Raw genomic sequence first — 10,358 nt, forward strand, 5'->3', positions numbered from 1 at the left:
GCAATAGAAAGAGGGAGGCATCATGCCTCCCTCGATTTTTTGTCCTGATACTACGTGGACTGGAACTCAAATTCTCTTAAGTGAACAGCATTGCCCGATAAACGGGGGCTTGTCATGTTGCGCTGTGGCTTAGAGCGCGGCGATCTCGGCCTGCTGGGCTTCCAGCTTGGTCAGCTGGAGACGGTAATCTTCCAGCTTCTCGCGCTCCTTGATGATGACTGCTTCCGGCGCCTTGGCGACGAAGGCTTCGTTGCCGAGCTTGCCTTCGATGCGGCCGCACTCGCCCACCAGACGGGCCACCTCTTTGGCCAGACGGGCCAGCTCGGCTTCCTTGTCGATGAGACCGGCCATCGGGATCATCAGCTCGGTGGCACCGATCAGCTTCTTCACCGACAGCGGGGCGGTTTCACCGGCCGCCAGTACGCGGATGGATTCCAGACGGGCCAGCGACTTGAGGAAGGCCTCGTTGTCAGCGGCGCGCTGGGCATCCTTGGCATCGCACTGGAGCAGCACGTTGAGGGGCACGCTCGGGGCCACGTTCATCTCGGCGCGGATGTTGCGGATGCTGACGATGAACTCCTTCACCCACTCCTGATCCGCCATCGCGGCGTCGTCCACCTTGGCGGCGTCGAACTCCGGGAAAGCCTGAATCATGATGGTGTCGGCGTGTACGCCAGCCAGCGGGGCGACCGATTTCCAGATGGTCTCGGTGATGAACGGGATGATCGGGTGTGCCAGGCGCAACAGGTTCTCGAGGACGCTGACGAGGGTGTGGCGGGCAGCGCGCTGCTCGGCCTCGGAGCCCTTGGTCAGTACCGGCTTGGTCAGCTCCAGATACCAGTCACAGAACTGGTTCCAGATAAATTCGTACAACACGCCTGCCGCGATGTCGAAGCGGTAGGTATCGAGGGCGGTGCGGAAGTCACGGATGGCCACTTGCAGCTGGGACTGGATCCAGCGATCCGCCAGGCTGAACTGCATCTCGCCACCATTCCCTTGCGAAGAGAAGCCACAATCCTGATCTTCGGTGTTCATCAGCACATAGCGGGAGGCGTTCCACAGCTTGTTGCAGAAGTTGTTGTAGCCATCCAGGCGCTTCATGTCCCAGTTGATGTCACGACCGGTGGAGGCGAGCGCCGCCAGGGTGAAGCGCAGGGCGTCGGTGCCGTGGGCATTGATCCCTTCCGGGAACTGCTTGGCGGTGCGCTTGGCGATCTTCTCGGCCATCTGCGGCTGCATCATGTTGCCGGTGCGCTTCTCCAGCAGATCTTCCAGCGAGATGCCGTCGATCATGTCGAGGGGATCCAGCACGTTGCCCTTGGACTTGGACATCTTCTGGCCTTCTTCGTCACGGATAAGACCAGTGATGTAGACGGTCTTGAACGGGACTTGCGGCTGGCCGTTTTCGTCTTTGATGAAGTGCATGGTCATCATGATCATCCGGGCAATCCAGAAGAAGATGATGTCGAAGCCGCTCATCAACACGTCGGTCGGGTGGAAGGTCTTGAGCGCCTCGGTGTTGTTCGGCCAGCCCAGGGTGGAGAAGGTCCACAGGGCGGAGCTGAACCAGGTGTCGAGCACGTCTTCGTCCTGACGCAGCACGGTCACGGACGGGATGCTGTGCTTGGCGCGCACTTCCTCTTCGTTGCGGCCCACGTAGACGTTGCCGGCATCGTCATACCAGGCCGGGATGCGGTGACCCCACCACAGCTGACGGGAGACGCACCAGTCCTGAATGTCGCGCATCCAGGAGAAGTACATGTTTTCGTACTGCTTCGGCACGAACTGGATGCGGCCATCTTCCACCGCCTCGATGGCGGTCTTGGCCATGGGGGCCACGCGCACGTACCACTGGTCGGTCAGCATGGGCTCGATGGGCACGCCGCCGCGATCGCCGTAAGGCTGTTGCAGCACATGATCCTTGATCTCGGCCAGGAGGCCCAGCTCGTCCAGCTTGGCGACGATGGCCTTGCGGGCGGCGAAGCGCTCCATCCCGGCGAACTCGGTCGGCAGGGCGGCGTCATAGGCGGTGCTCGGGTTGCCATTGGTATCGACCACTTCGGCCTCGGCACGCACGTGGGCGTCCAGGGTGAAGATGTTGATCATCGGCAGGTTGTGGCGCTTGCCCACTTCGTTGTCGTTGAAGTCGTGGGCCGGGGTGATCTTCACGCAGCCGGTGCCCTTCTCCATGTCGGCGTGTTCGTCGGCAACGATGGGGATCAGACGGTTCACCAGCGGCAGCAGGATGTGCTGGCCGATCAGCGCCTTGTAGCGGGGGTCTTCCGGGTTCACGGCCACGGCGGTATCGCCCAGCATGGTTTCCGGACGGGTGGTGGCGACGATCAGGTGATCCTGGCCTTCGGCGGTCTTGGCACCGTTGGCCAGCGGGTAGCGAAGGTGCCACATGTGGCCCTTGATCTCGCGGTTTTCCACTTCCAGGTCGGAGATGGCGGTGTTGAGCTTGGGATCCCAGTTCACCAGACGCTTGCCGCGATACATCAGGCCGTCTTCGTACAGGCGCACGAACACTTCCTGGACGGCGGCGGAGAGGCCCTCATCCATGGTGAAGCGCTCGCGCTCCCAGTCCACGGAGTCACCCAGACGGCGCATCTGACGGGTGATGGTGCCACCGGACTCTTCCTTCCACTGCCAGATCTTGTCGATGAAGGCTTCCCGGCCGTAATCGTGGCGGGTCTTGCCCTCTTCGGCGGCGATCTTGCGCTCAACCACCATCTGGGTGGCGATACCAGCGTGGTCGGTACCCGCCTGCCACAGGGTGTTCTTGCCCTGCATGCGGTTGTAGCGGATCAGGGTGTCCATCAGGGTCTGCTGGAAGGCGTGGCCCATGTGCAGGCTGCCGGTGACGTTCGGCGGCGGGATCATGATGCAGAAGGAGTCTTTGCTGGTGTCGCCGTGGGGCTTGAAGTAACCCTGGGCTTCCCAGTGCTGGTAGAGCGCCTGTTCGATGGCGTTGTGATTAAAAGTCTTTTCCATGGTCTCGCCGTATTCTGGATGGATGGATTCTGGTGTTGATTCGTCGTGGATCGAGGGTGGCACAGTCAGGGCTGCGCCGGATCCGGTGCGGCAAGGACGGGCTGATCCCTCATCTCGAGGGTATGGCCCGCCTGGCGATAGTGCTTGTAGCGCTCGCGGGCTTGCTGCTTTTGCGTTTCGTCAGTGGGGACAAAATCTACCACTTGAGCGAAGTGTCCTGCAAACAAAGGTGTCTGCCGGGCCAGGTTGATGAGGCAGGCATAGCGCCGCCGTGGCGGCTGATAGCCTATCTCCACCGGGGCCTGACCGCTCTCCCCCTGCAACTGGTGCGGCACGAAGCGATCGGGCGGCAACTGCCACAACAGTTCGTCCAGACGCAGGGCCTGGGCCTCGTCCTCGCACAGCAGATAGAGATGGCCTGCGCTCCAGCCATCGGCCGCAAGCTGGCAGGCGAGGCGCTCGACGGCGGAGGCATCCGCATCATCGGGCTGGCTCATCAGGTAAAAGGTCACTTGGCTCATCAGGTCGGTCCCGTTTGGCTGTGACGGACAGCGATTGGCCGTCTTCGGGAGCCGCGTCTGGCACGGACTTCCCGGATTCTCTCAATGAAACAAGGAAGAGGCAGGCCTCTTCCTTGTGATACAGGGTAACGCCTTCTCGCATCGCTCTTCGAGTCGATGGGGAAGGGGATCACTCCTTGTCTTCGACGTCCGCCACGCCGGCCCGGTTGAGCAGGAACTGGGTCAGCAGGGGCACAGGACGGCCGGTGGAGCCCTTCTCCTTGCCGCTCTTCCAGGCGGTCCCTGCGATATCCAGGTGGGCCCAGTTGTACTTCTTGGTGAAGCGCGACAGGAAGGCGGCGGCGGTGATGGTACCGGCCGGACGGCCACCGATGTTGGCCATGTCCGCGAACGGGCTTTCCAGCTGCTCCTGATACTCGTCGAACAGGGGCAGACGCCAGGCGCGATCGCCGGCCTGTTCGGAGGCGTTGAGCAGCTCGTGGGCCAGGGGATTGTGGTTCGCCAAGAGGCCAGAAGTATGGTGGCCCAGGGCGATGATGCAGGCACCGGTCAGGGTCGCCACGTCGATCACGGTCTCGGGATCGTAGCGGTCCACATAGGTGAGGGCATCGCACAGCACCAGGCGGCCTTCGGCGTCGGTGTTGAGCACCTCGACGGTCTGGCCGGACATGGTAGTGAGGATGTCACCAGGGCGGTAGGCGTTGCCCCCCGGCATGTTCTCGCAGCCCGCCAGCACACCGATGACGTTGATGGGCAGCTGCAACTGGGCCAGGGCGTGCATGGTGCCGAGCACGGAGGCGGCGCCACCCATGTCGTACTTCATCTCGTCCATGCCGTCTGCCGGCTTGATGGAGATGCCGCCGGAGTCGAAGGTCAGCCCCTTGCCCACCAGCACGATGGGCTTGGCGTCGGCGTTGCCCTTGTACTCGATGATGGCCATCATGGCTTCGTTCTCGGAGCCGCGGGCCACTGCGAGGTAGGAGTTCATGCCGAGCTCGGCCATCTCCTGCTCCCCCACCACCCTGGTGGTGATGTTGTCATAGGCATCCGCCAGACGGCGGGCCTGGGAGGCGAGGTAGGCGGGATTGCAGACGTTGGGCGGCATGTTCGCCACGTCGCGGCAGATGCGCACCCCTTTCGCCACGGCCAGGCCGTGGTTGATGGCGCGCTCGCCTATGGTCAGTTCCCGACGCGTCGGCACGTTGAAGACCAGCTTGCGCAACGGACGGCGCGGTTCGGCCTTGTTGGTCTTGAACTGATCGAAGCTGTAGAGGCCCGCCTTGGTGGTTTCCACCGCCTGACGCACCTTCCAGTAGGTATCCCGACCCTTGACGTGCAGCTCGGTCAGGAAGCAGACCGCTTCCATGGAGCCGGTTTCGTTCAGGGTGGTGATGGTCTTGTTGATGATCTGCTTGTACTGGCGCTCGTCGAGTTCGCGCTCCTTGCCGCACCCGACCAGCAGTACGCGCTCGCTGAGCACGCCCGGTACTTGATGCAGCAGCAGCATCTGGCCCGGTTTCCCTTCCAGGTCGCCACGGCGCAGCAGCGAGCTGAGGTAGCCGTCGCTGATCTTGTCCAGCTGTTCGGCAACCGGAGAGAGGCGGCGGGGCTCAAAAACGCCGACCACGACGCAGGCACTGCGTTGCTTCTCAGGACTGCCACTCTTTACACTGAACTCCATGGAATCTCCTACATCCTAAAGACAAAAGGCACCATTTATTGAATAATGCGGTGCTTGTTGGGGTATCAGAGGCGGAGCGAACAGTCACAGGCTCCGCAGTTCAAACTGGTAAAAATCCAATATAGGGCCCTATTTTTCAGGCATTCGACTAAAAACACAAGTTTACTTGGGAATGACTGTGATCGTTTTCCGATATTTGTTCAGGGAGACCCTGAAAACCCAGCTGGCGGTGCTGTTCGTGCTGCTGCTTATCTTCGTCAGCCAGCAATTTATCCAGATCATTGGCGATGCCGCCGATGGTGAGGTGCCGACTCGCCTGGTCTCCACCCTCCTGCTGCTCAACCTGCCGAATATGGCGTTGTTGATGCTGCCTATCAGTCTGTTTTTAGCCATTCTGTTTGCTCACGGCCGTTTGTACGCGGAAAGCGAGATGACGGTGATGCACGCGGTGGGTTTCAGTCACCGTTTCATCATGGGCAGCGCCCTGGTGCTGGCTTTGCTGACCGCCGCCGTCGCGGCGTTCAACACCGGCTGGGTCGCCCCCCAGGCCAAGGAGCGGGAGTACCAGGTGATCGACGAGTTCAAGGCCGATCCCGGTATCTCTTTCCTGCAGGCCGGCCGCTTCATGGAGCTCGACAAGGGGCGCCTGGTGGCCTACATCCAGGATCTGAACGACAAGGGGTCGGAGTTGCAGAAAATCTTCGTGCTGCAACGGGCCGAGGGTGGCTCAACCCCGTCAGTGGTGGTGGCCAACGAGGGGCAGGTGACCGCCGACAGCAACGGCTTGCAGTGGCTGACCCTGAAGGATGGTTCGCGCTACGAGGGGCATTTCACCGGCAAGCAGTTCCAGGTCTCGGAGTTCCGTGAATACAGCCTGGTGATCCGCCAGCAGGAGATGGAGCGATCCAACCGCAAGGCGGCGGCCAAGCCGACCCTGGCATTGCTCGGCACCCAGGACAACCAGCTGATGGCCGAACTGCAGTGGCGCCTGTCGCTGCCCCTCTCCATCCTGGTGCTCACCTTCCTGGTGGTGCCGATGGCGCGGGTCAATCCCCGTCAGGGGCGTTACGCCAAGCTGCTGCCGGCCATCCTGCTCTATCTCTCCTATTTCCTGCTGCTCAGCGCCGCCCGGTCGGCCATCGACAGCGGGCGTCTGCCCCACTGGCCCGGGATGTTCCTGGTGCCCCTGGTCTATCTGCTGCTGATAGGGTTGCCTCTCAACCTGCAGGGCACCAGCTGGTGGAACGGGGTCAAAGGGCAATTGTTCAAGAGAAAGTCAGCGTGATGCTGCAACCTGGGAGTCTCTGCTGATGTTCGGCATTCTCGATAGATACATAGGCAGGGTCATCTTCATGTCGATCCTGCTGTGCGAGCTGACCCTGGTCGGGCTCGCCGCGCTCATCAAGTACGTGGAGCAGTTGAAGGCGGTCGGGGAAGGCAACTACGACATGCTCAACGCCCTCTACTACGTGCTGCTCTCCATGCCCAAGGAGGCGGTGCTCTTCTTCCCCCTGGCGGCCCTGCTCGGTGGCCTCATCGGTCTGGGCCAGCTCGCGACCAGCTCCGAGCTGGTGGTGATGCAGGCGGCGGGACGCTCCAAGATCAGCATCGTCATGGCGGCGCTCAAGACCGCCATTCCCCTGATGCTGCTGGTGGGGCTGATGGGAGAGTACGTCGCACCGGCCGCCAAGCGGATGGCGGATGACATCAAGGCGGGGGCCATGTCGGAAGGGCGGCTCACGGTCTCGGCCTACGGGGTCTGGGCACGGGATGGCAACAACTTCGTCAACATCAACGGGGTGCGCAACGATGGCGCCCTGACCGGCATCACCCTCTACCGCTTTACTCCGTCCCGCAACCTGATCGACGTGGTGCAGGCGAAGGAGGGGGTGTTCGAGGATCACCACTGGCTGCTGAAGCAGGTGCACATCACCCGGTTTGACGATCCCACCCGGATCCAGGACGAAGAGCATGCCCAGATGGCCTGGCAATCCGAGCTGACCCCCAAGCAGCTCGGGGTGGTCAGCATCGATCCCGAGAACCTGCCCATCTCGGGGCTGCGGGACTACATCGGTTATCTGGATGCTAACAAGCAGGATGCCGGACGCTACAAGCTGGAGATGTGGCGCAAGCTGCTCTCACCGCTCTCCGTGGTGGCCATGATACTGCTCGCCTCCTCCTTCATCTTCGGTCCGCTGCGCTCGGTGAGCATGGGGGCGCGGATGCTGATGGGGATCATGACCGGCTTCGCGGTCTATGTGAGCGACAGGGTGTTCGGCCCGGTCAGCCTGGTCTATGCGGTCCCGCCCATCCTCGCGGCCATCGCACCCAGCCTGCTGTTTGGCGGCATCTCCTTCTATATCCTGAGCCGCAAGCAGTAGCGGCCTGAAGGACGGCGGGTTGCTGACAAAAGGCGGCCATTGCTCTCGATGCACCGTTTCCGTCAAGGTTCTGGGCTGCAAGCCGTCAGTTCTGGTCAACAAAAAGGGCACCTCGGGGTGCCCTTTTTCGTTGCCGTCTTGGGATCAGCGATTGAGCTGCTCCAGGTTTTCCGTCTTGCCAAGCACCACCACCTCGCACTCGGCCCAGATGTCCTGGAAGGCGCGGGGGCGGGCGCGATTGAACACACACAGCAGGTTGCCCAGGCCAAAGGCCGAGGTAGCGAGCCGGATCAGGGCCTGGGTGACGCGAATGTTGCTGCCGTCCAGGTTCTGGATGCGCAGGCGCCAGGCCCGCATGCCGATGGTCTGGCCGGCGCGGACCCAGAACCAGGTGTAGAAACCGCAGATGACGAAGGCCAGCCAGGCGCTGTAGAGGGGGCTGGTGAGCAGCCAGGCGGCATCCTTGCCCTCGGGGACGTGCGCCATGCCGGTGGCCAGCAGCAGGTGGGCCACCCCCATGCCGATGAAGCCGGCGATGATCAGCAGGGCAATCACCACCAGATAGTCATAGAGCAGGGCGCCGAGACGGCGCAGCAGACCGGCAGACGGATGCCGGGGAGCAGGCTGGAGAGGGGAGGGGGTCTTGCGCTTGGCCATGATGATTATTCCATTAATATGATGCGGGCATTCTATGTAACTGGCCTGGCATCGGCAAGGCGTTGAATAAATGAGCAAACAACGGTGGGCGCAAGAAAAACACCTTGCATGGCCAAGCGCCATTCGTATAATCCCTCGCAGCTGCCCGGGTGGCGAAATCGGTAGACGCAGCGGATTCAAAATCCGCCGTAGCAATACGTGTCGGTTCGAGTCCGACCCCGGGCACCATTATTTTCCCCTGTTTGGTCAACAGGTTATAGCGCTCAAGAGCGCTCCTGCTCAAAGTTTCTGCGGTTGATAACACTCATTCATGTGCAAATCTGTGCAAGAGGTTTCAACCAATGGCAAGTATCCAAGTTCTCACTCGAAAAACCGGCAAGTCCTATCGCGTTCAGTTCATGCGTAACGGCAACCGTGTATCCAAAGTTTTTACCCGCAAAAAAGACGCAGAGCAGTTCCTGGCTCAGATCACCGTATCTGACGAGCTGGCAGATGCCTTAACCAACGTCACCCTCACTAGCACCACCATTCAACAAGCTATTCATGAGTACCTTGAACAACACAAGGGACGAGACAAGTCTGTACCCCAGCGTCTGGGCTGGTGGGTTGAACATCTTGGCGACAAGACGTTGAACAAGGTCAACCGCCAGCGGATCAAGAATGCTATCTCTATTCTGGAGGCGGAAGGGAAGGCCCCTGCGACCCTTAACCGCTACAAAGCAGCGTTGTCAGCGGTTTTTGCGTACATGTGCGATAGGTATGACCTCAAGGTAAATCCTTGCCTGGAAGTGAAGCAGAAGCGGGAAGACAATGCTCGCACACGCTTTTTGTCGGCAGATGAACTGGCTCGATTGATGAAGGCCACCAAGTTGAGCAAGTGGGAGCGACTTCATATGCTGGTTCATATGGCGTTGACCACTGGAGCACGGAGGGGCGAGCTGATCGGCCTCAAGTGGTCAGACATCAATTTCAACACGCGAACTGCTCACTTGGCGGTTACCAAGAATGGTAGTCAGAGGGTTCTGTCTCTGACTGCTGACTTGCTTACTGAGCTCTCCCAGTTTCGTGAGATTGGTGCCAGCTTTGTTTTCCCTCACCCTTCTGGCCTCAATCGACCGTTTACCGAGTTTGACTACCACTGGCAGGCTGCGAAGAAAGCTGCGTTGCTCTCTGATTTCCATTTTCACGACCTTCGACATAGCTGTGCCAGCTTGTTGGCGATGAATGGTGCCAGCATTCTGGAGATCGCAGAGGTGTTAGGCCATAAGTCGATCACCATGACCCAGCGATATTCCCATTTGTGCAATGCCCACAAAGCCAAGCTCACTGATCGGGTATTTGGCAACATCATATCCAAATAGGGTTAGCGGGCGGTATCTAATGGGTCTTTAGAATTGGTAATAAAGCATCCATAAACCAAGAGTGAATTAAATGAGTTGGACGGTTGAGCGTTTTTTAAACGAATGGGATGTGTTGCTTTCGCCTATGCCTTGGTTGATCGAGGGCTTAGAAAATTCAGCGAAGAAGTCAATTGCCTCCTCTGCAGTGGCGGCGTTTGAACTTAGAAAAGAAGTCGCTAGGTGTAGAGCTTGGAGGTCTAAAACCGCTGTCCAGATAGATGAAGAGTTCATGAAGACGGTAATTGTACCGTTAATAAGAATGCACCCTAGAGCTGGTGGTGATGGTGAGTTATTGCCATGGAGTAGTGATCATCAAGACCGACGAGGTCCTAAGGTGCTTACCCCTCAAGGAGAGCTTGAAGTGGTCTTATCATACTTGGAGAGGTCGCTGTCTCGGTTATCTAGGGAAGTAGAGATGTGGGAGGTAACCGATATGGATGAACCTATTACCCAAGTAAAACGTTCTCTAGTGGCTCATAAGATTGTCATGCTTGAAGCAATGCAAGAGGTAAGGGCGAGAGAGGCAGATAGGCTTACCCTTGTAATTGATGTGCACAAAGCAATGAAGCACCTTACATCAGTTGGAATCCCTTGTTCAAAGATTGGGGTTGATGTCTTTTGGAGTCGTTTGCTAAATAGCTGTTCCGAATAGTAGATCACCGGAGGAAGGGAACTCAGTCCAGTTTGTGCGATCTGATTAGTCGCTAAACAAAACAAGCCACAC

The 10,358-nt window shown here is 59.5% G+C and carries 8 protein-coding genes and 1 tRNA gene; 5 read left to right on the forward strand and 4 right to left on the reverse strand.

The features are described 5' to 3' along the window. Positions 1 to 129: 129 nt before the first annotated feature. The 3 genes from AB5Y64_RS03630 to pepA form a co-directional block, all read right to left on the reverse strand. Positions 130 to 2,994: a valine--tRNA ligase gene (locus tag AB5Y64_RS03630; protein ID WP_201890494.1), complete on the reverse strand. Its 2,865-nt coding sequence runs from the start codon at positions 2,992 to 2,994 to the stop codon at positions 130 to 132. A 65-nt stretch (positions 2,995 to 3,059) separates the two neighbouring features. Beyond that, positions 3,060 to 3,515 carry a DNA polymerase III subunit chi gene (locus AB5Y64_RS03635; protein ID WP_043154142.1) on the reverse strand — a complete coding sequence of 152 codons (456 nt, stop codon included), beginning with the start codon at positions 3,513 to 3,515 and terminating at the stop codon, positions 3,060 to 3,062. Positions 3,516 to 3,684: 169 nt separating this feature from the next. Beyond that, on the reverse strand, positions 3,685 to 5,196 hold the full coding sequence (gene pepA, locus AB5Y64_RS03640) for a leucyl aminopeptidase (protein WP_010672960.1): 1,512 nt from the start codon (positions 5,194 to 5,196) through the stop codon (positions 3,685 to 3,687). A gap of 172 nt (positions 5,197 to 5,368) precedes the next feature. Between pepA and lptF the strand changes: the two genes are divergently transcribed. Then, a complete protein-coding gene (gene lptF, locus AB5Y64_RS03645) occupies positions 5,369 to 6,481 on the forward strand; it encodes an LPS export ABC transporter permease LptF (RefSeq protein ID WP_052816285.1) in 1,113 nt (370 codons plus the stop codon). 25 nt (positions 6,482 to 6,506) lie between these two features. After that, positions 6,507 to 7,577: an LPS export ABC transporter permease LptG gene (gene lptG / locus AB5Y64_RS03650; protein WP_010672962.1), complete on the forward strand. Its 1,071-nt coding sequence runs from the start codon at positions 6,507 to 6,509 to the stop codon at positions 7,575 to 7,577. A 144-nt stretch (positions 7,578 to 7,721) separates the two neighbouring features. Here lptG and AB5Y64_RS03655 read toward each other — a convergent pair whose 3' ends face one another. Beyond that, positions 7,722 to 8,234, reverse strand: a complete 513-nt coding sequence (locus AB5Y64_RS03655) for an RDD family protein (RefSeq protein ID WP_010672963.1) — start codon at positions 8,232 to 8,234, stop codon at positions 7,722 to 7,724. Positions 8,235 to 8,377: 143 nt separating this feature from the next. On the opposite strand from AB5Y64_RS03655, the gene AB5Y64_RS03660 reads away from it, so the two are divergent. From AB5Y64_RS03660 to AB5Y64_RS03670, 3 genes are all read left to right on the forward strand, one after another. Further along, positions 8,378 to 8,462: transfer RNA gene (locus AB5Y64_RS03660), tRNA-Leu, on the forward strand. A 113-nt stretch (positions 8,463 to 8,575) separates the two neighbouring features. Continuing rightward, on the forward strand, positions 8,576 to 9,595 hold the full coding sequence (locus AB5Y64_RS03665; RefSeq protein ID WP_279498824.1) for a site-specific integrase: 1,020 nt from the start codon (positions 8,576 to 8,578) through the stop codon (positions 9,593 to 9,595). 70 nt (positions 9,596 to 9,665) lie between these two features. Continuing rightward, the gene (locus AB5Y64_RS03670) at positions 9,666 to 10,286 is read left to right on the forward strand and encodes a hypothetical protein (RefSeq protein ID WP_368203293.1); all 621 of its coding nucleotides are present in this window, start codon (positions 9,666 to 9,668) and stop codon (positions 10,284 to 10,286) included. The last annotated feature ends 72 nt before the right edge of the window (positions 10,287 to 10,358 follow it).

The sequence above is a fragment of the Aeromonas sp. R5-1 genome, assembly GCF_040908265.1.
In the GTDB taxonomy this organism is placed as follows: Bacteria; Pseudomonadota; Gammaproteobacteria; order Enterobacterales; family Aeromonadaceae; genus Aeromonas; species Aeromonas caviae.

Bases quoted from the DNA above. Each gene is read 5' to 3' on its own strand.
- AB5Y64_RS03630 (WP_201890494.1), bottom strand. From the start codon at position 2,994: ATGGAAAAGACTTTTAATCACAACGCCATCGAACAGGCGCTCTACCAG.
- AB5Y64_RS03635 (WP_043154142.1), bottom strand. From the start codon at position 3,515: ATGAGCCAAGTGACCTTTTACCTGATGAGCCAGCCCGATGATGCGGAT.
- pepA (WP_010672960.1), bottom strand. From the start codon at position 5,196: ATGGAGTTCAGTGTAAAGAGTGGCAGTCCTGAGAAGCAACGCAGTGCC.
- lptF (WP_052816285.1), top strand. From the start codon at position 5,369: ATGACTGTGATCGTTTTCCGATATTTGTTCAGGGAGACCCTGAAAACC.
- lptG (WP_010672962.1), top strand. From the start codon at position 6,507: ATGTTCGGCATTCTCGATAGATACATAGGCAGGGTCATCTTCATGTCG.
- AB5Y64_RS03655 (WP_010672963.1), bottom strand. From the start codon at position 8,234: ATGGCCAAGCGCAAGACCCCCTCCCCTCTCCAGCCTGCTCCCCGGCAT.
- AB5Y64_RS03665 (WP_279498824.1), top strand. From the start codon at position 8,576: ATGGCAAGTATCCAAGTTCTCACTCGAAAAACCGGCAAGTCCTATCGC.
- AB5Y64_RS03670 (WP_368203293.1), top strand. From the start codon at position 9,666: ATGAGTTGGACGGTTGAGCGTTTTTTAAACGAATGGGATGTGTTGCTT.